The sequence below is a fragment of the Metapseudomonas otitidis genome, assembly GCF_011397855.1.
GTDB classification, from domain to species: domain Bacteria; phylum Pseudomonadota; class Gammaproteobacteria; order Pseudomonadales; family Pseudomonadaceae; genus Metapseudomonas; species Metapseudomonas otitidis.
This window is the reverse complement of record NZ_AP022642.1, coordinates 783,362-807,430: the sequence shown is the minus strand read 5'-3', so window position 1 is coordinate 807,430 and position 24,069 is coordinate 783,362. Positions and strand designations below refer to the sequence as shown.

The 24,069-nt window shown below is 68.2% G+C and carries 19 protein-coding genes; all 19 read left to right on the top strand.

Annotated features, from left to right (window positions below; all coding sequences use genetic code 11):
• Positions 1-7: 7 nt before the first annotated feature.
• The 19 genes from PotMrB4_RS03820 to urtE all read left to right on the top strand — a co-directional run bounded on the left by PotMrB4_RS03820 (position 8) and on the right by urtE (position 24,010).
• Entirely contained in the window at positions 8-1,972 is a 1,965-nt protein-coding gene (locus PotMrB4_RS03820; RefSeq protein ID WP_172432555.1) for a methyl-accepting chemotaxis protein, read from the top strand.
• A gap of 178 nt (positions 1,973-2,150) precedes the next feature.
• Positions 2,151-3,923: a protein-disulfide reductase DsbD gene (gene dsbD / locus PotMrB4_RS03815; protein ID WP_172432554.1), complete on the top strand. Its 1,773-nt coding sequence runs from the start codon at positions 2,151-2,153 to the stop codon at positions 3,921-3,923.
• A gap of 115 nt (positions 3,924-4,038) precedes the next feature.
• Positions 4,039-4,482, top strand: coding sequence for a type II 3-dehydroquinate dehydratase (gene aroQ, locus PotMrB4_RS03810; protein WP_172432553.1), 444 nt, complete (start codon positions 4,039-4,041; stop codon positions 4,480-4,482).
• Between the two features lie 25 nt (positions 4,483-4,507).
• On the top strand, positions 4,508-4,978 hold the full coding sequence (gene accB, locus PotMrB4_RS03805; protein WP_172432552.1) for an acetyl-CoA carboxylase biotin carboxyl carrier protein: 471 nt from the start codon (positions 4,508-4,510) through the stop codon (positions 4,976-4,978).
• Positions 4,979-4,995: 17 nt separating this feature from the next.
• Positions 4,996-6,339 carry an acetyl-CoA carboxylase biotin carboxylase subunit gene (gene accC, locus PotMrB4_RS03800; RefSeq protein ID WP_044411155.1) on the top strand — a complete coding sequence of 448 codons (1,344 nt, stop codon included), beginning with the start codon at positions 4,996-4,998 and terminating at the stop codon, positions 6,337-6,339.
• Between the two features lie 72 nt (positions 6,340-6,411).
• Complete coding sequence (locus PotMrB4_RS03795; protein ID WP_172432551.1) at positions 6,412-7,275, top strand: EI24 domain-containing protein; 864 nt, start codon at positions 6,412-6,414, stop codon at positions 7,273-7,275.
• Positions 7,276-7,309: 34 nt separating this feature from the next.
• Positions 7,310-8,188, top strand: coding sequence for a 50S ribosomal protein L11 methyltransferase (gene prmA / locus PotMrB4_RS03790; protein ID WP_044411150.1), 879 nt, complete (start codon positions 7,310-7,312; stop codon positions 8,186-8,188).
• Positions 8,189-8,271: 83 nt separating this feature from the next.
• Positions 8,272-9,699: a DUF3426 domain-containing protein gene (locus PotMrB4_RS03785; RefSeq protein WP_172432550.1), complete on the top strand. Its 1,428-nt coding sequence runs from the start codon at positions 8,272-8,274 to the stop codon at positions 9,697-9,699.
• 169 nt (positions 9,700-9,868) lie between these two features.
• Positions 9,869-10,864: a tRNA dihydrouridine synthase DusB gene (gene dusB / locus PotMrB4_RS03780; protein WP_172432549.1), complete on the top strand. Its 996-nt coding sequence runs from the start codon at positions 9,869-9,871 to the stop codon at positions 10,862-10,864.
• Positions 10,861-11,181: a DNA-binding transcriptional regulator Fis gene (gene fis / locus PotMrB4_RS03775; RefSeq protein ID WP_044411145.1), complete on the top strand. Its 321-nt coding sequence runs from the start codon at positions 10,861-10,863 to the stop codon at positions 11,179-11,181. The genes dusB and fis overlap by 4 nt, the downstream gene beginning before the upstream one ends.
• An 87-nt stretch (positions 11,182-11,268) precedes the next feature.
• Positions 11,269-12,876 (top strand): bifunctional phosphoribosylaminoimidazolecarboxamide formyltransferase/IMP cyclohydrolase, encoded by a 1,608-nt coding sequence (gene purH / locus PotMrB4_RS03770; protein WP_044411293.1) that lies wholly within the window; start codon positions 11,269-11,271, stop codon positions 12,874-12,876.
• A gap of 107 nt (positions 12,877-12,983) precedes the next feature.
• Positions 12,984-14,273, top strand: a complete 1,290-nt coding sequence (gene purD / locus PotMrB4_RS03765) for a phosphoribosylamine--glycine ligase (RefSeq protein ID WP_069565380.1) — start codon at positions 12,984-12,986, stop codon at positions 14,271-14,273.
• 117 nt (positions 14,274-14,390) lie between these two features.
• Positions 14,391-17,180 carry a hybrid sensor histidine kinase/response regulator gene (locus PotMrB4_RS03760; RefSeq protein ID WP_172432548.1) on the top strand — a complete coding sequence of 930 codons (2,790 nt, stop codon included), beginning with the start codon at positions 14,391-14,393 and terminating at the stop codon, positions 17,178-17,180.
• 355 nt (positions 17,181-17,535) lie between these two features.
• Positions 17,536-18,132 carry a MarC family protein gene (locus PotMrB4_RS03755; protein WP_044411137.1) on the top strand — a complete coding sequence of 199 codons (597 nt, stop codon included), beginning with the start codon at positions 17,536-17,538 and terminating at the stop codon, positions 18,130-18,132.
• Between the two features lie 231 nt (positions 18,133-18,363).
• Positions 18,364-19,632, top strand: coding sequence for an urea ABC transporter substrate-binding protein (gene urtA / locus PotMrB4_RS03750; protein ID WP_172432547.1), 1,269 nt, complete (start codon positions 18,364-18,366; stop codon positions 19,630-19,632).
• 118 nt (positions 19,633-19,750) lie between these two features.
• Positions 19,751-21,316, top strand: a complete 1,566-nt coding sequence (urtB, locus tag PotMrB4_RS03745; RefSeq protein WP_142012485.1) for an urea ABC transporter permease subunit UrtB — start codon at positions 19,751-19,753, stop codon at positions 21,314-21,316.
• Positions 21,316-22,392, top strand: coding sequence for an urea ABC transporter permease subunit UrtC (gene urtC, locus PotMrB4_RS03740; protein ID WP_044411128.1), 1,077 nt, complete (start codon positions 21,316-21,318; stop codon positions 22,390-22,392). Before urtB ends, urtC begins: the two co-directional genes overlap by 1 nt.
• Positions 22,392-23,246 (top strand): urea ABC transporter ATP-binding protein UrtD, encoded by an 855-nt coding sequence (gene urtD / locus PotMrB4_RS03735; protein ID WP_044411125.1) that lies wholly within the window; start codon positions 22,392-22,394, stop codon positions 23,244-23,246. Before urtC ends, urtD begins: the two co-directional genes overlap by 1 nt.
• A gap of 65 nt (positions 23,247-23,311) precedes the next feature.
• Entirely contained in the window at positions 23,312-24,010 is a 699-nt protein-coding gene (urtE, locus tag PotMrB4_RS03730) for an urea ABC transporter ATP-binding subunit UrtE (RefSeq protein ID WP_074973796.1), read from the top strand.
• Positions 24,011-24,069 lie beyond the last annotated feature (59 nt).

Genomic DNA, 24,069 nt, shown 5'->3' with positions numbered 1-24,069 from the left:
GGCCCCCATGCGCCTGAAGCAGCTCACCAACCTCAATACCCTTCTTCTCGTCACCGTGTGCCTGGCCCTGGGCGCCACGCTGTGGTGGTCCCAGCGCGCCCTGGAACGCCCCTACCAGGTGATGGAGCTGTACCTGGACCTGGCGCAGCGCGTGCAGCGGGACGTCAGCGACAACATCGAGGCCTACCTCGCCAGCGGTGATGCCCTGCGCCACAGCGCCGCCACCCAGGGCCTGGACGACCTGGACCAGCGCCTGCAGCAGTTGCCGCCGGAGCTGGCCAGCACCCTGCGCAGCGGCATCGACCCGCTGCGCGCCTTTGCGGCCGACCAGCTCCTGGCCGCCGGCAAGCTGGCCGGTGACCCGCAGGGCCTGCTGATCCAGGCCGAGCGCGAGCTGGACGGGGCACTGGAACAACTGGCGCGCTACGCCGACGCCGGCGACCCGGCCCACGCAGCCGACTACCGGGCGCCGCTGCTGACAGCCTCCCAGCACCTGACGCGCCTGGCCCACGCCCGGGCCAAGCTGGTGGAAAGCGGCCGTGACGAACTGGCGGCCGACGTGGAACGCGAACTGGCCGCCCTCGGCCAGGAATCCGCCCGCCTCGATGCCCTGCCCCTGCTGGGCGTGGCCGAGCAGGGCCAGTCCGCCTCCGACGACTTCGCGGCGATGATGGGCCTGGCCGACCAGGGCGAGCAGAAGGCCGCCGAGGACCGTGGCGTTGCCCTCAAGCGCGAGCTGTCCAGCCTGGTTGGCCGCTACCCGGCCGAACTGCAGCGCACCCGCCAACTGATCGCCAACCGCGCCGAACTGGCCAAGGCCACCCGCGCCCGCCTCGACGACCTGCGCCAGGCCCTGACTGCCCTGGAGCCCCTGGTGCGCGCCGAGCACGGCCGCATCCAGGGCGAGGTGCGGCTGATGCAGGGGCTGATGATCGGCCTGATCCTGCTCATCGCCCTGGCGGTGGACCGCATCCAGCGCAACCTCACCCGGGTGCTCGGGCGCCTGATGCAGGCGCTGTCCCACTGGGCCTCCGGGGACTTCAGCCAGCCCATCCACCTGGATTCGCGCATCGACGACCTGCGCGGTATCGAGGGCTCCCTGGCGCGCCTGCGGGCCTACCTGGGCGACCTGGTGGGCACCATCCGCCACCACGCCGAGCAGGTGCTGAGCAGCAGCCACACCCTGGCCGGCCTCAACGGCGGCCTGCACGACGGCGCCGAACGCCAGGCGGTGGGCACCGGGCAGATCCGCGATGCCCTGGGCGAACTGGAGGCCACCATCCAGCAGGTGGCCGGTGACGCAGCCCACGCCGCCGACGCCAGCCACGCGGCCGGCCGTGCAGTGGAACAGGGCCAGCGCATCATCGGCCAGAGCCTGACCGGCATGCGCACGCTGGTGGGCGAGGTGCAGAACAACGCCAGCGCCATCGAGCGCCTGGCCCAGGAGTCGGCCACCATCGAGAGCGTGCTGACAGTGATCCGCGGCATCGCCGAGCAGACCAACCTGCTGGCGCTCAACGCGGCCATCGAAGCGGCCCGCGCCGGCGAACAGGGGCGCGGATTCGCGGTTGTGGCGGACGAGGTGCGCACCCTGGCGCAACGCACCGCCGGCGCCACCGGGGAGATCCAGGAGCTCATCGGCCGCCTGCAGACCGCCGCCCACCAGTCGGTGCAGGGCATGCGCGCCCAGGTGGAGCACGCCGAGGCCACCGCCACCCGCGCCGCCGCGGCAGACGGGGCGCTGGACGAGATCGTCGACGCCATCCGCACCATCGCCAGCACTGCCGGGCAGATCGCCGAGGCCACCGCCAACCAGAGCGGCGCGGTGAGCGAAATCCGTGGCTACAGCGAACAGATCCACCAGCAGGGCGACGACAACCTGCGCCACATCGGCCACAGCCGCGACCAGGCGGAGCAGCTGCTGCAGCTGGGCGGCGAACTGAACCAGGCGGTGCAGGCCTTCCGCGTCTAGCAGGCCATCGAAACCCGCCTGGCCTGCGGCGACGTGTCGCGCCCCGGGCGCAGGCGGCGCGCCCAAGGGGACGGCGCATGACCTTTCGGCGCGATGAGAAAGCCGCTTACAGGATCGGCCTGCCGGGCGCGGACCGGCTCCGTTATCATGCCCGGCACCTTTGCCTGCCGAGTGTCCCATGCGTCGTCTGCTGACCCTCATCCTGCTACTGGCCACCCTGCCCGCCGTCGCCGGGCTGCTGGACGGCCGCCCCAGCGCCACCCTCGGCGCCCCGCTGAACAACAGCCAGGACTTCCTCCCGGTGCGCGAGGCCTTCCGCCTCAGCCTGGTGGAGAGTTCACCCACGGCGATCAAGCTGCGCTTCACCAATGCCGAGGGCTACTACCTCTACAAGCACCGCTTCCAGTTCCGCACCGAGCCGGCCGACGTCGGCCTGGGCGCGGCGCAACTGCCGGCGGGCAAGCACAAGACCGACGACTACTTCGGCGACGTGGAGGTGTACTACGAAGTCCTCGACGTCGACCTGCCGCTGAACAACCCGCAACAGCGCCCCTTCAAGCTGCTGGTGACCTACCAGGGCTGTGCCGACAAGGGCCTGTGCTACCCGCCGGAAACCGAGACGCTGCAGATCGGCGCCGCGTCCGCCGCCGCGCCGGACGGTGCGGTGCCGAGCGACGGGCAGGGCTGGAGCTGGCACGAGCTGGCGCTGTTCTTCCTCGCCGGGCTGGGCCTGACCTTCACCCCCTGTGTGCTGCCGATGCTGCCGATCCTCTCCGGCGTCGTGCTGCGCGGGCAGGTGGGCGGCGGCCGGGGCCTGGTGCTGTCGCTGGCCTACGTGCTGCCGATGGCGGCCTGCTTCGCCGTGCTGGGCGCGCTGATGGGCGTGTTCGGCGCCGAGCTGAACCTGCAGGCGCGCCTGCAGTCGGCCTGGGTGCTGGTGCCCTTCGCGGCCTTCTTCGCGGTGTTCGCCCTGGCCATGTTCGGCCTGTATGAACTGCGCCTGCCGGGCTTCCTCGCCGGCCCGCTGGACCGCCTGGCCGGCAGCACCCAGGGCGGCTCGATCTGGGGTGCGGCAGCGCTGGGGGTGCTCTCCAGCCTGCTGGTCTCGCCTTGCGTCTCCGCACCGCTGGCGGGTGCCCTGCTCTATATCAGTGCCAGCGGCGATGCCCTGGGCGGCGGCCTGAAGCTGTTCCTGCTGGGCCTCGGCATGGGCACCCCGCTGGTGCTCTTCGCGGTGGGTGGCGGCGCGCTGCTGCCGCGCTCCGGCCCGTGGATGGTGGCAGTGCGCAATGCCTTCGGCGTGCTGCTGCTGGCGGTGTCGGTGTGGCTGCTGGAGCGCGTGCTGCCGGGCTCGCTGAGCCTGGCCCTGTGGGGCCTGCTGGCTGCCGGGGTGGCGCTGTTCCTCGGCACCCTGGAGTTCGGCCCCAAATCCCCGCGCCAGCGCCTGGCGCAACTCGCCGGGCTGGTGCTGCTGGTCTACGCCGGCGCCACCTGGGTCGGCGCGCTCAAGGGCGAGGCCGATCCGCTGCGCCCGCTGGGCCGTGCCGGCGTGGCCGGCGCTCCCCAGGCCACGGCAGCCGCCGGTGCCTGGATCACCGTGAAGACGCCGGCCGAGCTTGAGGCCGCCCAGGCCGCAGCCAAGGCCGCCGGGCAACCGCTGCTGCTGGACTGGTACGCGGACTGGTGCATCAGTTGCAAGGTGATCGAGCGCGAGGTGCTCACCGCGCCGGAGGTCACCGCGCAGCTGGGCCGCTACCGCCTGGTGCGCTTCGACATGACCGAGAGCACCGCCGAGCAGCGCGCCCTGCTGGACCGCTACAAGCTGTTCGGCCCGCCGGCCCTGCTGTTCTTCGGGGTGAACGGTGACGAATGGGCCGATCTGCGTGTCGTAGGAGAGATCCACGCCGCCGCGTTCGCCGACCACCTGGCCCGCGCCGGCTCGCGTCAATAAGCGGAACTTCATAAATCTGCCGCAATCTGCGGGCATCGTGTCGACTACTGGCGACACAGGGACAGTCACGACTATCCTTCACGGTCCCGCCTGGCCCCAATAAGGAAGACAGCCCATGGCCACCTTGCTCGTCCTGCACGGTCCCAACCTCAACCTGCTGGGGACCCGCGAGCCCGACAAGTACGGCGCCACCACCCTGGCCGAGATCAACCAGGACCTGGAGCGCCGCGCCCGCGAAGCCGGGCACCACCTGATGCACCTGCAGAGCAACGCCGAGTACGAACTGATCGAGCGGATCCACGCTGCACGCAACGAGGACGTGGACTTCATCCTGATCAATCCGGCCGCTTTCACGCATACAAGTGTCGCGCTACGTGACGCGATGCTCGCAGTGAGCATCCCATTCATCGAAGTGCACCTGTCCAACGTGCACAAACGAGAACCTTTCCGCCATCACTCCTACTTCTCCGACGTAGCCGTGGGAGTGATCTGCGGTCTGGGCGCCACCGGCTACCGCCTGGCCCTGGACGCGGCACTGGAACACCTTGAACGCCCCTGACCTCACCCTTGGGAGTTGATGATTAATGGATATCCGTAAAGTCAAGAAACTGATCGAACTGCTGGAAGAGTCCGGGATCGACGAGCTGGAGATCCGCGAGGGCGAAGAGTCCGTGCGCATCAGCCGTCACAGCAACAAGGCCATGGCCGCCCAGCCGGTCTACGCCGCTGCCCCGGCTCCGGTCGCCGCGCCCGTTGCCGCCGCACCGGCTGCTGCCCCGGCTCCGGCAGCCGACGCTGCCCCGGCTGCTCCCAAGCTGAACGGCCACGTGGTCCGCTCGCCGATGGTCGGCACCTTCTACCGCGCCGCCTCCCCCACCTCGGCCAACTTCGCCGAAGTCGGCCAGACCGTTAAGAAAGGCGACATCCTCTGCATCGTCGAAGCGATGAAGATGATGAACCACATCGAAGCCGAAGCCAGTGGCGTGATCGAATCCATCCTCGTGGAAAACGGTCAGCCGGTTGAGTACGACCAGCCGCTGTTCACCATCGTCTGAACCGCGGAGAGCCTGTGATGCTGGAAAAAGTCCTGATCGCCAACCGTGGCGAGATCGCCCTGCGCATCCTGCGCGCCTGCAAGGAGCTGGGCATCAAGACGGTAGCGGTGCACTCCACGGCCGACCGCGAGCTGATGCACCTGTCCCTGGCTGACGAGACCGTCTGCATCGGCCCGGCACCCGCCGCCCAGTCCTACCTGAACATCCCGGCCATCATCAGTGCCGCCGAAGTAACCGGCGCCACCGCGATCCACCCGGGCTACGGCTTCCTCGCCGAGAACGCCGACTTCGCCGAGCAGGTGGAGAACTCCGGCTTCGCCTTCATCGGCCCGAAAGCCGACACCATCCGTCTGATGGGCGACAAGGTGTCCGCCAAGGACGCCATGAAGAAGGCCGGCGTACCGACCGTTCCGGGCTCCGACGGCCCGCTGCCGGAAGACGAAGCGACCGCCCTGGCGATCGCCGAGGACGTCGGCTACCCGGTGATCATCAAGGCTGCCGGTGGCGGCGGTGGTCGCGGCATGCGCGTGGTGCACAGCGCCGACGAGCTGATCAAGTCGGCCAAGCTGACCCGCACCGAAGCCGGTGCCGCGTTCGGCAACTCCATGGTCTACCTGGAGAAGTTCCTCACCAACCCGCGCCACGTGGAAGTGCAGGTGCTCTCCGACGGCCAGGGCAACGCCATCCACCTGGGTGACCGCGACTGCTCCCTGCAGCGCCGCCACCAGAAGGTGCTGGAAGAAGCCCCTGCCCCCGGCATCGACGAGAAGGCCCGCGCCGAAGTGCTGGCCCGCTGCGTCCAGGCCTGCATCGAGATCGGCTACCGCGGTGCCGGTACCTTCGAGTTCCTCTACGAGAACGGCCGCTTCTACTTCATCGAGATGAACACCCGCGTCCAGGTGGAGCACCCGGTCACCGAGATGGTCACCGGCGTCGACATCGTCAAGGAGATGCTCAGCATCGCCGCAGGCAACAAGCTCTCGATCAAGCAGGAAGACGTGGTCATCCGTGGCCATGCCCTGGAGTGCCGCATCAACGCCGAAGACCCGGACAACTTCATGCCCTCCCCGGGCAAGGTGAAGTACTTCCACGCCCCGGGTGGCAACGGCGTGCGCGTCGATTCGCACCTGTACAGCGGCTACTCGGTACCGCCGAACTACGACTCGCTGATCGGCAAGCTGATCACCTACGGCAAGGACCGCGATGAGGCCATGGCGCGCATGCGCAATGCCCTCGACGAGATCGTGGTGGACGGGATCAAGACCAACGTCCCGCTGCACCGCGACCTCACCCGCGACAAGGGTTTCTGCAAAGGGGGCGTGAACATTCACTACCTCGAGCACAAACTGGGCAAGAAGTAAGCCTGGTGAACCCCGAAGGGCCGCATAATGCGGCCCTTCTTCATTTCCGCCACGCAAAGGAATGCCCCGCCCGTGAAAGCAAGATTCAAGTCCATCGGCCGGGCCTTCCTGGAAGCCTTCATCTGCCTGGGCCTGGCCCTGCGCTCCAGCCTGCGGCCGGGCATCCTCATCGGCTCGTCGGGCCTCTGCCTGCTGATGACCAGCTTCTGGGGCTGGCTGTTCTATACCCACTTCGAGTTCATCGCCAAGGCCGCCGGGCTGATCGCCTCCTTCGTGATCATGGGCGCTGCCGCCCTCGGGTTGCTCCCAAGCGTCAGCGGCGGCCCGGCGACCATCAGCGCCATGGCCAACATCGCCCCAGCCCTGGCCTTGATGGCGGTCTACGCCGCACTGCTGGCAGTGGCCATCGTGGTCGTGCTCTACGCCGGCGCCGTGGTGCTCAGCATCCGCCTCAGCCTGCGCTGGGTGCTGATGGGACGCCTGAAGACCCGTACCCGCAGCCACTACCCCAGCCTGCTCCAGCGCCAACCCGCCACCACCGACCTGCTGCGCGCCGGCCGCTACCACCTCGGCCCCTGGCTGGGCCTCGGCATCGGCATCGGAATCGGCCCGCTGCTCTGCCTGCTGATCCCCGTGGTCAACGGCGTCCTGATGCTGATGCTGCTGGCTTACCTGAACGTGCGTTTCCTGGTGCCCGCCGCCCTCGCCGGGCTGGCCAGTGGTGCCGAACAGATGCGCGTGGTGCGGGCCCAGCGCGGCGCCCTCATCGCCTTCGGCCTGCTGATCCTGATGCTGGCGGTGGTTCCCGTGCTCAATCTGCTGCTCCCGGCCCTGCTCGGCAGCGGCGTCTGCCACCTCGCCTACCGCGGCCTCGACCGCCTGGACGCCGCGGCTGGCACGGCACCCGAGCCTCAAGTAAGCTTGCCCGCCCCGTAAGAGCCCCTTCTCCACGCCGCATCGAGGTTTCGCCATGCCCTGGTTACAAGTCCGTCTCGCCATCACCCCGGATCAGGCGGAAACCTATGAAGACGCCCTGCTGGAAGTCGGCGCCGTCTCGGTGACCTTCATGGACGCCGAAGACCAGCCGATCTTCGAGCCCGACCTCGGCACCACCCCGCTCTGGTCCCACACCCACCTGCTGGCCCTGTTCGAGGCCGACACCGACGAGACGGCGCTGGTGGCGCACCTCGAACTGCTCACCGGCGGCGCCCTGCCGCAGCACCAGATCGAGCGCATCGAAGACCAGGACTGGGAGCGCAGCTGGATGGACAACTTCCAGCCCATGCGCTTCGGCCGCCGCCTGTGGATCGTCCCGAGCTGGCACGACGCCCCCGAGCCGGATGCGGTGAACCTGCTGCTGGACCCGGGCCTGGCCTTCGGCACCGGCACCCACCCGACCACCGCGCTGTGCCTGGAATGGCTCGACGGCCAGGAACTGGGCGGCTGCGACCTGATCGACTTCGGCTGCGGCTCCGGCATCCTCGCCATCGCCGGCCTGCTGCTGGGCGCGCGCCAGGCGGTGGGCACCGACATCGACCCGCAAGCCCTGGAGGCCTCCCGCGACAACGCCTCGCGCAACGGCATCGACCCGGCCCTGTTCCCCGTCTACCTGCCCGCCGACATGCCGCAACAGCCGGCCGACGTGGTGGTGGCCAACATCCTCGCCGGCCCGCTGGTATCCCTGGCGCCGCAGATCACCGCGCTGGTCAAGGCCGGCGGCCGCCTGGCGCTGTCGGGCATCCTCGCCGAGCAGGCCGAGGAGGTCCGCGCGGCCTACGCCGACGCCTTCGAGCTGGACCCGACCGCCGAGAAGGACGGCTGGGTGCGCATCAGCGGCGTTCGTCGCTGAGGCCCGCAAAGGATGCACAGCAGGAATGCGCCAGCGACGTGGCGAGTTGGTAGACTAGCGCGTCGTTTTGCCCGGACCGCCGCATGACCGATAGCTTCGTCACCCAGTGCCCCCATTGCCAGACCAGCTTCCGCGTGACCCGCGCCCAGCTGGCGGCGGCCCATGGCGCGGTGCGCTGCGGCGCGTGCCTGCACGTGTTCAACGCGGCCAAGCAACTGCTGGGGAGCCTGGCGGCGAAGGAAGCCTCGGCCCCGACGACGACCGCCCCGGCTGCGGCCACGCCACCCGCTCGCCCGGCCGCCCCGAGCCCGACGCCACCCGCCCCCCGGGCTCCGGCTCCGGCTCCGGCTCCGGCTCCGGCTCCGGCTCCGGCTCCGGCTCCGGCTCCGAGCGTGCCCAGCGTCGCCACCGTGCTCAAGCCCCAGGCTGCCGCAACGCCGGCCCCCAGCGGCAAGAGCGGCGACAAGAACACCCTGTGGATCCACGACGACCTGGACCTGGACAGCCTCGACCTCGACGAGGAACTGGCCAAGCTGGAGCAGGAAGAACTTAAGCTCTCCCGCGAATTCATGGCCCTGCAGGCCGCCCCCAAGCCGGGCGAGCAGTTGCTGGGCCAGCGTGACGACCCCGAACAACGCTACGACGAAGGCTGGGCCGAAGCCCTGCTGCACGCCGAGCAACGCCCCACCGCCTCCGCCCCCCAGGCACCCGTGCCGCCGCGCCCGGCCGAGCCGGAGCGCCGCGAGCCCGCGCTGAACCTGGCCGCCGTCGAGGAAGAGGACGACCCGCTGCCGAGCATCGGCTCGGCCCGCGACGACGAGCCCGATGACGAACCGGATCTCCCCGCCCCTGGCCGCAGCACCACGCAGGAACGGGACGAGGACGACACAGACGAACCGCTGGACGACGCGCCGACCGAGCCCGTCGTGACCCGCAGCCCGCCGCGCAACGAACCGAGCCTGCGCGACAAGGGCCTGCTGGACCTGGACGACGAGCCCCTGCAACTGGAATGGCAAGCCCCGCGCAAACCCTGGGGCCGCTGGATCGGCTGGGGCCTGCTGAACCTGATCGGCGGCCTCGCCCTGGGCTTCCAGTACGTCTGGTACCACTTCGACGAACTGGCCCGCACCGACCAGTACCGCCCCTGGTTCGAGCAGCTCTGCCCCGAGATCGGCTGCCGCCTGCCTTCCAAGGTCGACGTCAACCTGATCAAGAGCAGCAACCTGGTGGTGCGCAGCCACCCGGACTTCACCGGCGCCCTGGTGGTGGATGCGATCATCTACAACCGCGCGGCCTTCTCCCAGCCCTTCCCGCTGCTGGAACTGCGCTTCGCCGACATCAACGGGCAACTGCTCGCCAACCGTCGCTTCAAGCCCGGCGAATACCTCGGCGGGGAGCTGGCCGGGCAGACGGAAATGCCGCCGCAGACGCCGATCCACATCTCGCTGGACATCCTTGACCCCGGTGCCAAGGCGGTCAATTACAGCCTGAGCTTCCACTCCCCGGAATAGCCTGACAGGCCCGCCGGACGCCGCTCCGGGGCCTTGCCAGAACCCCTGGCGATAAGCTCGGTACTGTTCAGAATTTGTTCAAAACAACCTTTATCCGGTCATCGAGAGCGGGTATGATGCCCACCCTTTTTCGTAGACCAAGATCCGGCCCCACAGGCAGGGAAGACCCATGTCGGCGGTACGCATCGGCCCGTATGCCCTACCCAACCAGGTGATACTCGCCCCCATGGCGGGCGTGACCGATCGTCCGTTTCGTCTGCTTTGCCGTCGCCTGGGTGCCGGCTTGGTAGTCTCCGAGATGGTCACCAGCGACGTGCGCCTGTGGAACAGCCGCAAGTCCCGGTTGCGCCTGCTTCATGAAGGCGACCCGGAGCCCCGTTCGGTGCAGATCGCCGGCGGCGACCCGGAGATGCTGGCCGAGGCGGCCAGGGCCAATGTGGTGCTCGGAGCCCAGATCATCGACATCAACATGGGCTGTCCGGCGAAGAAGGTCTGCAACAAGGCGGCCGGTTCCGCGCTGATGAAGGATGAAGCCCTGGTGGCACGCATCCTCGACGCCGTGGTGAAGGCCGTCGATGTCCCGGTCACGCTGAAGATCCGCACCGGCTGGGACCGCGACAACAAGAACGGCATCGCCGTGGCGAGGATCGCCGAAGAGTCGGGTATCCAGGCGCTGGCCGTTCACGGTCGCACCCGGGCCGACCTGTACACCGGCGAAGCCGAGTACGACACCATCGCCGCGATCAAGCAGTCGGTGTCGATCCCGGTCTTTGCCAACGGCGACATCGACTCGCCACAGAAAGCCAGACAGGTCCTCGACGCCACCGGTGCCGATGCCCTGCTGATCGGTCGAGCGGCCCAGGGGCGACCCTGGATCTTCCGCGAGATCACGCATTACCTGGCCACCGGCGAACTGCTGGCGGTGCCGGGGCTTGAAGAGGTGGAACAGATCCTGCTGGAGCACCTGGCCGCACTGCACGCCTTCTATGGCGAAGTGATGGGCGTACGCATCGCCCGCAAGCATGTCGGCTGGTATCTCGCAACCCTGCCGGGCGCCAGGGAGTTTCGCGCCCAGTTCAATCGTTTGGAGTCCACGGACGCGCAGTGCGCCAGCGTTCGGCAATTTTTCGCCGAGCGTCACAACGAAGGGGATAAGGCCGCATGACGACGATGACCGAGAATTTTTTTGATGGGGCAACACCCGTGAGCGACAACGCCAACCTGAAACAGCACCTGACCACACCGACCGCCGAGGGCCAGACCCTGCGCGGCAGCGTCGAGAAGGCACTGCACAACTACTTCGCCCACCTGGAGGGCGCGACGGTCACGGACGTCTACAACCTGGTGCTCTCCGAAGTGGAGGCCCCGCTGCTGGAAACCGTGATGAACTACGTCAAGGGCAACCAGACCAAAGCCTCCGAGATGCTCGGCCTCAACCGGGGCACGCTGCGCAAGAAGCTCAAGCAGTACGACCTCCTGTAAGCACGTATTCGATAAAGAAAGGGCGGCCCCCGAGAACATCAAAGGCCGCCCTTTTTTACTGATTCCCCTGCTCCGATGGACATCGACATGACCGACCAGACCACCCGCCTCCCCGTTCGCCGCGCCCTGATCAGCGTTTCCGACAAGACCGGCATCCTCGAGTTCGCCCGTGAACTGGCTGCCCTGGGCGTGGAGATCCTCTCCACCGGCGGCACCTACAAGCTGCTCAAGGACAACGGCGTCGCCGCCGTGGAAGTCGCCGACTACACCGGCTTCCCGGAAATGATGGACGGCCGCGTGAAGACCCTGCACCCGAAGATCCATGGCGGCATCCTCGGTCGCCGCAACCTGGACGGCGCGGTCATGGAGCAGCACGGCATCAAGCCGATCGACCTGGTGGCGGTCAACCTCTACCCCTTCGAGGCCACCGTCGCCAAGGCTGACTGCGACCTGCCCACCGCCATCGAGAACATCGACATCGGCGGCCCGACCATGGTCCGCAGCGCCGCGAAGAACCACAAGGACGTCGCCATCGTGGTCAACGCCAGCGACTACGCCGGCATCGTCGAGTCCCTCAAGGCCGGCGGCCTGACCTACGCCCAGCGCTTCGACCTGGCCCTGAAGGCCTTCGAGCACACCAGCGCCTACGACGGCATGATCGCCAACTACCTGGGCACCATCGACCAGGCCCGCGACACCCTGTCCACCGAAGACCGCAGTGCCTTCCCGCGCACCTTCAACAGCCAGTTCGTCAAGGCCCAGGAAATGCGCTACGGCGAGAACCCGCACCAGAGCGCCGCGTTCTACGTGGAAGCGAAGAAGGGTGAAGCCAGCGTCTCCACCGCCGTCCAGCTGCAGGGCAAGGAACTGTCCTTCAACAACGTGGCCGACACCGACGCCGCCCTGGAATGCGTGAAGAGCTTCGTCAAGCCGGCCTGCGTCATCGTCAAGCACGCCAACCCCTGCGGCGTCGCCGTGGTCCCGGAAGACGAAGGCGGCATCCGCAAGGCCTACGACCTGGCCTACGCCACCGACACCGAATCCGCCTTCGGCGGCATCATCGCCTTCAACCGCGAGCTGGACGGCGAAACCGCCAAGGCCATCGTCGAGCGCCAGTTCGTCGAAGTGATCATCGCCCCGAAAATCTCCGCCGCCGCCCGTGAAGTGGTGGCCGCCAAGGCCAACGTACGCCTGCTGGAATGCGGCGAGTGGCCGGCCGAGCGCGCCCCGGGCTGGGACTTCAAGCGCGTCAACGGCGGCCTGCTGGTGCAGAGCCGCGACATCGGCATGATCAAGGCGGAAGACCTGAAGATCGTCACCCAGCGCGCCCCGAGCGAGCAGGAGATCCACGACCTGATCTTCGCCTGGAAAGTGGCCAAGTTCGTCAAATCCAACGCCATCGTCTACGCCAAGAACCGCCAGACCGTCGGCGTCGGCGCCGGCCAGATGAGCCGCGTCAACTCCGCCCGCATCGCCGCCATCAAGGCCGAGCATGCCGGTCTCGAGGTCAAGGGCGCGGTCATGGCCTCCGACGCCTTCTTCCCCTTCCGCGACGGCATCGACAACGCCGCCAAGGCCGGCATCACCGCCGTGATCCAGCCGGGTGGCTCCATGCGTGACAACGAAGTCATCGCCGCCGCCGACGAGGCCGGCATTGCGATGGTGTTCACCGGCATGCGCCACTTCCGGCACTGAGTGACAGGGACGCACCGAAGGTCTGCAGGAATAAGCTTTTGTAGGGTGGATGACGCTCTTCTCATCCACCATCGGGGCCCCTGGCCCGCCTCCTCGAGGAAAACGCAATGAACGTATTGATCATCGGCAGCGGCGGTCGTGAACACGCCCTGGCCTGGAAAGTGGCCCAGGACCCGCGCGTCGCCAAGGTCTTCGTCGCCCCGGGCAACGCCGGCACCGCTACCGAAGCCAAGTGCGAGAACGTCGCCATCGACGTGCTGGCCATCGAGCAACTGGCCGACTTCGCCGCTGCCAACGTGCAGCTGACCATCGTCGGCCCCGAGGCCCCGCTGGTGAAAGGCGTGGTCGACCTGTTCCGCGCCCGTGGCCTGGCCATCTTCGGCCCCACCGCCGGCGCCGCCCAGCTGGAAGGCTCCAAGGCCTTCACCAAGGACTTCCTCGCCCGCCACAAGATCCCCACCGCCGACTACCAGAACTTCACCGAAGTCGAGCCGGCCCTGGCCTACCTGCGCGAGAAGGGTGCCCCCATCGTGGTCAAGGCCGACGGCCTGGCCGCCGGCAAGGGCGTGATCGTCGCCATGACCCTGGCCGAAGCCGAGGACGCCGTGCGTGACATGCTCTCCGGCAACGCCTTCGGCGACGCCGGTGCCCGCGTGGTGATCGAAGAGTTCCTCGACGGCGAGGAAGCCAGCTTCATCGTCATGGTCGACGGCCAGAACGTGCTGCCCATGGCCACCAGCCAGGACCACAAGCGCGTCGGCGACGCCGACACCGGCCCCAATACCGGCGGCATGGGTGCCTACTCCCCCGCCCCGGTGGTCACCCCCGCCGTGCACCAGCGCGTGATGGACGAGGTGATCTACCCCACCGTTCGCGGCATGGCCGAGGAAGGCAACGTCTACACCGGCTTCCTCTACGCCGGCCTGATGATCGACAAGAGCGGCGCGCCCAAGGTCATCGAGTTCAACTGCCGCTTCGGCGACCCGGAAACCCAGCCCATCATGGTGCGCCTGGAAAGCTCCCTGGTCCTGCTGGTCGAGGCCGCCCTGGCCAAGGCCCTGGACAAGGTGGAAGCCACCTGGGACCCGCGCCCCACCGTGGGCGTGGTCCTCGCCGCCGGCGGCTACCCGGGCGACTACGCCAAGGGTGACGTCATCGAAGGCCTGGCCGACGCCGCCGCCCTCGACGGCAAGGTGTTCCACGCCGGCACCGCCCTCAAGGACGGTCAGGTGGTCACCGCCGGCGGCCGCGTGCTCTGCGCCACCGCCATCGGCGCCAGCGTGTCCGACGCCCAGCAGCAGGCCTACCGCCTGGCGGAGAAGATCCGCTGGAACGGCTGCTTCTACCGCAAGGACATCGGCTACCGCGCCATCGCCCGCGAACGCGGCGAAGGCTGAAGGTAGGTAAAGTTCCGGTAAAACCTCGCAAAGGCGGCCCAAGTGGCCGCCTTTGTCATATTCCGCCGGCTGGGCCTTGGCTATAATCCGGCCACTCATTCATGAAGGGACCTCGCCGTGCGCCGGCTCAGGAATGCCATAGGACTTTGCGTCAGCCTGCTGCTGACCCTGCTGTGCCTGCATCCCCTGCACGCCGCAGAGGCGCCGCGCTGGAGCGCCCTGCTCGACCCCGCCGCCAGCCTCCAGCTGGATGACGTCCGCGCCCAGCAATCCATCGCCCAGTTCACCCCCGTCGACCTCGACCGCCTCTACACCCCCGGCGGCGAGAGCGCCCTCTGGCTGCACTACCCGCTGCCGGCCGGCCAGCACGAACGGCTGCTGAGGGTCTTCGCCCCCTACCTCTCCTACCTCGACCTGTACGTGGTGCAGGACGGCGAGGTGATCGACCACATCCGCACCGGCAGCCGCCTGCCCTACGCCGAGCGACCGCTGCCCAGCCGTGACTTCCTGCTGCCGCTGCCCCAGCGCAGCGAGCCCCTGGACCTCTACCTGCGGCTCTCCTCCGAGCACGCCCTGCGCCCCACCATCAGCCTGCAGAGCGCCGCGCTGATGGCCGCCGACGACAGCCGCCCGTTGCTCTTCGGCCTGCTGCTGGGCAGCCTGGTGATGCTGGTGCTGCACAACGTCCTGCGCTTCGCCTACGCCCGTGCCGCCTGCAGCCTGTGGCTGGCCGCCACCCAGCTGTGCATCATCGCCACCGCCCTGGCACTGCTGGGCATCAGCAGCCCCTGGCTGGACTTCTGGCCCGGCGCCCAGTCGCAGCTGGCCAACCTCTCCATGCTGGCCGCCATGGTCTGCGCCCTGGCCTTCGCCGGCAGCTTCTTCCGCCGCGTCTGCCCCGACACCCCGCTCAACGGCCTGCTGCTCAGCGAAGCCGTGGTGATCGGCATCACCGGCCTACTCCTGCTGGTGGCCACCGACCTGCAGTTCAACCAGTTGGTCTACGGCATGGGCGCCGTCACCGGGCTCAGCATATTCGGCGTGGCGGTGCACCACTGGCGGTCCGGCTACCGCCCGGCGCGCCTGTTCACCCTGGCGCTGTTGGTGTTCTGCGTAGCGTTCCTCGGCTCGCTGCCGGCGCTGTTCGGCTACTGGGCCGTGCGGTCGGAGTGGCTGGCCTTCGGCCTGCTCAGCGTCACCAGCGTCAGCGGCGTGCTGATGAGCATGGCCATGAGCGAGCGCCAGCGGCGCATCCTCCTCGACGACTTCGTGGTCAGCCGCGAACTGGCCGCCAGCTCCGCCGAACTCAAGGCCAAGGGCGAGTTCCTGGCCAAGATCAGCCACGAGATCCGCACCCCCATGAACGGCGTGCTGGGCATGACCGAGCTGCTGCTGGGCACCCCGCTGTCGGCCAAGCAGCGCGACTACGTGCAGACCATCCACAGCTCCGGCAACGAGCTGCTCACCCTGATCAACGAGATCCTCGATATCTCCAAGCTGGAGTCCGGGCAGATCGAACTGGACGACGTGCAGTTCGACCTCAACGCCCTGATCGACGACTGCCTGGACATCTTCCGCGCCAAGGCCGAACAGCAGAAGGTCGAGCTCATCAGCTTCATGCAGCCCCAGGTGCCGCGCGTGGTGGGCGGCGACCCGACGCGCCTGCGCCAGGTGCTGCTGAGCCTGCTGGACAACGCCTTCAAGCAGACCGACGAAGGCGAGATCCTGCTGGTGGTCGCCCTGGACACCAGCGGCGCCGAACCGCGCCTGCGCATCGCCGTACAGGACAGCGGCCGCCCCCTGGAAGCCGGCGAGCGCGACGCCCTGCTCAACGCCGAGCTGCACAGCAAGGACTTCCTCTCCGCCACCAAGCTCGGCGGCCGCCTCGGCCTGATCATCGCCCGCCAGCTGGTGCGCCTGATGCACGGCGACTTCGGCATCCAGAGCGGCGGCAACCAGGGCAGCACCCTGTGGCTGACCCTGCCCCTGGACGCCCAGCGCCTGGAGCAGCCCGCCTCCGACCTCGACGGCCCGCTGCAAGGCGCACGGCTGCTGGTGGTGGACGACAACGACACCTGCCGCAAGGTGCTCGTGCAGCAATGCAGCGCCTGGGGCCTGCAGGTCAGCGCCGTGCCGTCCGGCAAGGAAGCCCTGGCCCTGCTGCGCACCAAGGCCCACCTGCGCGAATACTTCGACGTGGTGCTGCTGGACCAGGACATGCCCGGCATGACCGGCATGCAACTGGCCGCCAAGATCAAGGAAGACCCGAGCCTCAACCACGACATCCTGATCATCATGCTCACCGGCATCAGCAACGCGCCGAGCAAGATCATCGCCCGCAACGCCGGCATCAAGCGCATCCTCGCCAAGCCGGTGGCCGGCTACACCCTCAAGACCACCCTGGCCGACGAACTGGTCCAGCGCGCCGCCGGCGGCGCCGCCACCCTCCCCGGCTCCCAGGTCAGCTCGCCGCTCAACGTCCCCGGCGACTTCCGCATCCTCGTCGCCGAGGACAACAGCATCTCCACCAAGGTCATCCGCGGCATGCTGAGCAAACTCAACCTGCAGCCGGACACCGCCAGCAATGGCGAGGAAGCCCTCAGCGCCATGAAGGAGCGCCAGTACGACCTGGTGCTGATGGACTGCGAAATGCCGGTGCTCGACGGCTTCTCCGCCACCGAAATGCTCCGTGACTGGGAGCGCGACGCCCAGCGCCCGCGCACCCCGGTGGTCGCCCTCACCGCGCACATCCTCAACGAGCACAAGGAGCGCGCACGCCAGGCCGGCATGGACGGGCACATGGCCAAGCCGGTGGAGCTATCCCAGCTGCGCGAGCTTATCGAGCACTGGGCCGCCGAGAAGGAACTGCGCCGCCTGCGCGAACCGGGCAGCGCCCTGCATTCCTGAGGCTCCCGTAGCCCGGACTTCAGCCCGGGACTTCGATCACGCATGAATTCGCCCGCCCGCACGAACATGACCACTGCGTGGATGACGCTCTTTTCATCCACCAGGCGGGGGCGGGCATGGCATGCCGATGAGTTTGGGGAAACGGTGGGCTGAAGCCCACCCTACGCCCGCCCTACGCCCACCCGGTGCCCGCCCTGCGCCACGCCCGGTACCCACACCGCGCTGACACGACGCGCACCCCACATCCGGCGGCGTGCCGGCGTATGATTGCCCCTCGCCAAGGCGACCCGGATCAACGGGTGCGGCCCCCGGCGCCTCCTACACTCACACCACCGTTCCCTCGCGAGCCCGTCCGATGCTCTCCACGATGTTCAGCCTGTACCTGAAGATGCTGGTGCTCTACAGCCCCTTCTTCGTCCTCTCCTGCTTCATCGGCCTCACCCGGGGCTACACGGTGAAGGAGCGCAAGAAGCTCGCCTGGAAGGTCGCCCTCGGCACCCTGGTGGCCAGCGCCCTGCTCTACCTGTTCGGCCAGGCCATCTTCAACGTCTTCGGCATCACCATCGACGCCTTCCGCATCGGTGCCGGCGCCGTGCTGTTCATCTCCGCCCTCGGCATGGCCCAGGGCAAACCGGCGGTGCAGGCCGACAACGTCCAGCAGGACGTCACCATCGTGCCGCTGACCATCCCCCTCACCGTCGGCCCCGGCACCATCGGCGCCATGCTGGTGATGGGCGCCGGCCACGTGCACTGGAACGACAAGTTCACCGCCCTCGCCGCCATCGCCCTCGCCAGCGTCACCGTCGGCGTGGTGCTCTACCTCTCCAACCGCATCGAACGCATCCTCGGCGAGCAGGGCCTGCAGATCGTCAGCCGCCTGATGGGCCTGTTCGTCTGCGCCCTCGCCGCCCAGATCATCTTCACCGGGGTCAAGAACTACCTCGCGCCCTGAAACCGTGCAGGGCCATACCTGACCGAGTGCCCAGGTTGGCGGCGCGCACCGCAATGAGGCGCGCCGACTCCCGGGTCACCCCCTTAAAAACCAACAAAACCCTTCCAGAACAACCGCTTGCCGCTCTTGGCACGGATGCTGCCATTGGACTGACAGCAGTACAGATGACCGTACTCATGTCCCCAAATCGGTCCCATCCCCTGTTCCCATGAACAGCCAAGGAGGCTTTACATGAAGCGCCGTCCGTTCCTGAAGTCCACCCTCGCCGCCAGCGCACTGGTGCTCACCGGCCTGTTCCCCTTCACCCTCCAGGCCGCCGAGACCATCAAGGTCGGCATCCTGCACTCGCTGTCCGGCACCATGGCCATCTCCGAGACCTCGCTCAAGGACATGGCGCTGATGACCATCGATGAAATCAACGCCAAGGGCGGGGTGAACGGCAAGAAGCTCGAACCGGTGGTGGTGGACCCTGCCTCCAACTGGCCGCTGTTCGCCGAAAAGGCCCGCCAGCTGCTGACCAAGGACAAGGTCGACGTGGTCTTCGGCTGCTGGACCTCGGTATCGCGCAAGTCCGTGCTGCCGGTGTTCGAGGAACTCAACGGCCTGCTGTTCTACCCGGTGCAGTACGAAGGCGAAGAACTCTCGCCCAACGTCTTCTACACCGGCGCCGCGCCCAACCAGCAGGCCATCCCGGCGGTGGAATACCTGATGAGCGAAGACGGCGGCAGCGCCAAGCGCTTCTTCCTGCTGGGCACCGACTACGTCTACCCGCGCACCACCAACAAGATCCTGCGCGCCTTCCTGCACAGCAAGGGCGTCGCCGACAAGGACATCGAAGAGGTCTACACCCCCTTCGGCCACAGCGACTACCAGACCATCGTCGCCAACATCAAGAAGTTCTCCGCCGGCGGCAAGACCGCGGTGATCTCCACCGTCAACGGCGACTCCAACGTGCCCTTCTACAAGGAGCTGGCCAACCAGGGCCTGGCCGCCACCGACGTGCCGGTGGTCGCCTTCTCCGTGGGCGAGGAGGAACTGCGCGGCATCGACACCAAGCCGCTGGTGGGCCACCTGGCCGCCTGGAACTACTTCGAATCGGTGGATAACCCGGTCAACAGCAAGTTCGTCGAGCAGTGGAAGGCCTACGCCAAGGCCAAGAACCTGCCCAACTACCAGACCGCCGTGACCAACGACCCCATGGAAGCCACCTACGTCGGCATCCACATGTGGGCCCAGGCCGTCGAGAAGGCCGGCACCACCGACGTCGACAAGGTCCGCGAGGCCCTCGCCGGGCAGACCTTCGCCGCCCCCTCCGGCTACACCCTGACCATGGACAAGACCAACCACCACCTGCACAAGCCGGTGATGATCGGCGAGATCCAGGACGACGGTCAGTTCTCCGTGGTCTGGCAGACCGAAGGCCCCCTGCGCGCCCAGCCCTGGAGCCCCTTCATCCCCGGCAACGACAAGAAGCCGGACTACGCGGTGAAGAGCAACTGACCGACTCCCCTCTCCCCTGCGGAGAGGGGCCAGGGAGCGGTGACGCTGCGCGCCGCCGCTTCCCATCCCTCTCCCTTCCCAGGGAGAGGGGGCTCACGGTGCCACCAAGGAAGCCTCCATGCCTGCCCTCTACCGGATCCTGCTCGCCCTGGCCTTGCTGCTGCCCCTGGCCGCGCGGGCCGGCGATGCCAACGACTTCGCCGCCGCCAACCCCACGCAACAGGCCCGGCTGCTCGAACGCTGGGCCGCCGAGCCCGACGCCGCCCGCCAGCCCCTGCTGGACGCCCTGCAGCAGGGCCGCTTCGCCATCGACGCCAAGCAGGCGTTCGTCGAGCGCGAAGGCGCCTGGCAGGCCCTCGAAGGTGACGCCGCCCCCGCCGGCACGCCGAAGAAACTGCGCCTGAACAACCGACTGCGCGGCCTGCTGATCACCGCCCAGGCCAGCCACCAGTTGCTCGCCAGCGACCCGGCCCTGCGCCTGGCCGGCGCCCGCGAACTGCAGAAGAGCGCCAAGCCCGCGCAGCTCGCCCTGCTCAATGCCCGCGTGGTGGCCGAAGCGGACGGCGCCGTGCGCGACGCCCTGTCCCTGGCCCTGGCCAACCTGCAACTGGTCGACCCCGACCCGGCGGTGCGCCTGAACGCCGTGCGCCTGCTGGGCGAGACCGGCGACCCGCTGGCCCGCACCCGCCTCGAAGCCCTGCTCGACCCGTCGGTGGAAACCGACGCCAGCGTGCGCACCGCCGCCGAAACCAGCCTGGCCCAGGTCAAGCGCCGGCTGATGCTGGGCGAAGTGCTCGGCCAGGCCTTCGGCGGCCTGTCCCTGGGCTCCATCCTGCTGCTGGCCGCCCTGGGCCTGGCCATCACCTTCGGCCTGCTCGGGGTGATCAACATGGCCCACGGCGAAATGCTCATGCTCGGCGCCTACACCACCTACGTGGTGCAGCTCGCCTTCCAGCGCCTGGCCCCCGACCTGCTCGCCCTCTACCCCCTGGTGGCCCTGCCGGTGGCCTTCTGCGTCACCGCCGCCATCGGCATGGCCCTGGAGCGCACGGTGATCCGCCACCTCTACGGCCGCCCGCTGGAAACCCTGCTGGCCACCTGGGGCATCAGCCTGATCCTCATCCAGCTGGTGCGCGTGGTGTTCGGTGCGCAGAACGTCGAAGTGGCCAACCCGGCCTGGCTCTCCGGCGGCATCCAGGTGCTGCCCAACCTGGTGCTGCCGTACAACCGCATCGTCATCATCGGCTTCGCCCTGTTCGTGGTGGCGCTGACCTGGCTGCTGCTCAACCGCACGCGCCTGGGCCTCAACGTCCGCGCCGTCACCCAGAACCGCAACATGGCCGCCTGCTGCGGCGTGCCCACCGGCCGCGTGGACATGCTCGCCTTCGGCCTCGGCTCCGGCATCGCCGGGCTCGGCGGCGTGGCCCTGTCCCAGGTCGGCAACGTCGGCCCGGAGCTGGGCCAGGGCTACATCATCGACTCCTTCCTGGTGGTGGTGCTCGGCGGCGTCGGCCAACTGGCCGGCAGCGTCATGGCCGCCTTCGGCCTGGGGGTGGCGAACAAGATCCTCGAACCGCAGATCGGCGCCGTGCTGGGCAAGATCCTCATCCTCGCGCTGATCATTCTCTTCATCCAGAAGCGGCCCCAGGGCCTCTTCGCCCTGAAAGGACGGGTGATCGACTGATGAACCAGCCCCTGACCCTCACCGCCGCGCAAAAGGCCGGCCCGAAAGTCACCCTCGGCGTCGGTGCCCTGGTGCTCGCCGTGCTGATCGCCCTGCCGCTGCTGCACCTGCTGCCGGCCGACAGCCCGCTGCAGGTCTCGGCCTACACCCTGACCCTGGTGGGCAAGATCCTCTGCTACGCCATCGTCGCCCTGGCCCTGGACCTGGTCTGGGGCTACGCCGGGCTGCTGTCCCTCGGCCACGGGCTGTTCTTCGCCCTCGGCGGCTACGCCATGGGCATGTACCTGATGCGCCAGAGCGCCGGCGACGGCCTGCCGGCCTTCATGAGCTTCCTCGCCTGGAACGAACTGCCCTGGTACTGGGCCGGCACCTCCAGCTTCCTCTGGGCCCTGTGCCTGGTGGTGCTCGCCCCCGGCCTGCTGGCCCTGGTATTCGGCTTCTTCGCCTTCCGCTCGCGGATCAAGGGCGTGTACTTCTCGATCATGACCCAGGCCCTGACCTTCGCCGGCATGCTGCTGTTCTTCCGCAACGAGACCGGCTTCGGCGGCAACAACGGCTTCACCGGCTTCACCCGCATCCTCGGCTTCGACATCACCGCCCCCGGCACCCGCGCCGTGCTCTTCCTCGCCACCGTCGCCCTGCTGGTGGCCAGCCTTCTGCTGGGCTGGCGCCTGGCCCGGAGCAAGTTCGGCCGGGTGCTCACCGCCCTGCGCGACGCCGAGAACCGGCTGATGTTCTGCGGATACGACCCGCGCGGCTACAAGCTGTTCATCTGGGTACTGTCGGCCGTGCTCTGCGGCCTGGCCGGCGCGCTGTACGTGCCCCAGGTGGGCATCATCAACCCCAGCGAAATGTCCCCCACCAACTCCATCGAGGCCGCCGTCTGGGTCGCCCTCGGCGGGCGCGGCTCACTCATCGGCCCGCTGCTGGGGGCCGGGCTGGTCAACGGCATGAAGAGCTGGTTCACCGTGGCCTTCCCCGAGTACTGGCTGTTCTTCCTCGGCGCACTGTTCATCCTCGTCACCCTGTACCTGCCCAAGGGCGTGATCGGCCTGCTGAAGAAGGAGGACAAGTGATGCGCGCCACCCCGGACTTCATGCTCGAACCCATCCTCGACCCCAACCGCGACGCCGGCAGCGGCCGCGATGCCCTGGGCCTCGGCCAGGCCGCCGGGCAGGGGCTGAACACCCGCCACGGCACCATCCTCACCCTGGAGGACATCAGCGTCAGCTTCGACGGCTTCAAGGCCCTGCGCGACCTCAACCTGTACATCGGCGTCGGCGAGCTGCGCTGCATCATCGGCCCCAACGGCGCCGGCAAGACCACCCTGATGGACGTCATCACCGGCAAGACCCGCCCCGACACCGGCCAGGCCTGGTTCGGCGAAACCCTCGACCTCACCCGCATGAGCGAGGTCGAGATCGCCCAGGCCGGCATCGGCCGCAAGTTCCAGAAGCCCACGGTGTTCGAGGCGCTCAGCGTGTTCGAGAACCTGGAGCTGGCGCAGAAGACCGACAAGTCGGTGTGGGCCAGCCTGCGCGCCAGGCTCACCGGCGAGCAGAAGGACCGCATCGACGAGGTGCTCGCCACCATCCGCCTGGACAGCGCGCGCCAGCGCCCCGCCGGCCTGCTCTCCCACGGCCAGAAGCAGTTCCTGGAGATCGGCATGCTGCTGATGCAGGACCCGCAACTGCTGCTGCTCGACGAACCGGTGGCGGGCATGACCGACGCCGAGACCGAGTTCACCGCCGAACTGTTCAAGGGCCTCGCGCGCAAGCACTCGCTGATGGTGGTGGAGCACGACATGGGCTTCGTCGGCACCATCGCCGACCACGTCACCGTGCTCCACCAGGGCCACGTCCTGGCCGAAGGCTCCCTCGCCCAGGTCCAGGCCAACGAACAGGTGATCGAGGTGTACCTCGGCCGCTGAGGAACGAACCCCAGGGTGGATGACGCCTTTTCCCATCCACCCTGCGCACAGACAAGGACCTCGACATGCTGAAAGTCGACCAGCTCCACCAGTACTACGGCGGCAGCCACATCCTCCGCGGCCTCTCCTTCGAAGCCCGGATCGGCGAAGTCACCTGCCTGCTCGGGCGCAACGGCGTGGGCAAGACCACCCTGCTGAAATGCCTCATGGGCCTGATCCCTGCCAAGGAAGGCACGGTGAACTGGGAGGGCCGCGCCATCACCGGGCTCAAGCCGCACCAGCGCGTACACGCCGGCATCGCCTACGTGCCCCAGGGCCGCGAGATCTTCGGCCGCCTCAGCGTGGAGGAAAACCTGCTGATGGGCCTCTCCCGCTTCAGCGCCCGTGACGCCAGGGCCGTCCCCGAATCCATCTACGAACTCTTCCCCGTCCTGCGGGAGATGAAACACCGCCGGGGCGGCGACCTCTCCGGCGGCCAGCAACAGCAACTGGCCATCGGCCGCGCCCTGGCCAGCCAGCCGCGCCTCCTGATCCTCGACGAGCCCACCGAAGGCATCCAGCCCTCGGTGATCAAGGAGATCGGCGCCGTGATCCGCACGCTGGCCGAACGCGGCGACATGGCCATCCTGCTGGTGGAGCAGTTCTACGACTTCGCCGCCGAACTGGCCGACCAGTACCTGGTGATGAGCCGGGGCGAAGTCATCCAGCAGGGGCGCGGGGAACACATGGAGGCCGAAGGGGTGAGGGGGTTGGTGGCCATCTGAAAAGCCAGGACGCCGATCAGCGCGGACACCCACCTGCACCGAATCAGTTCAGGGCACGC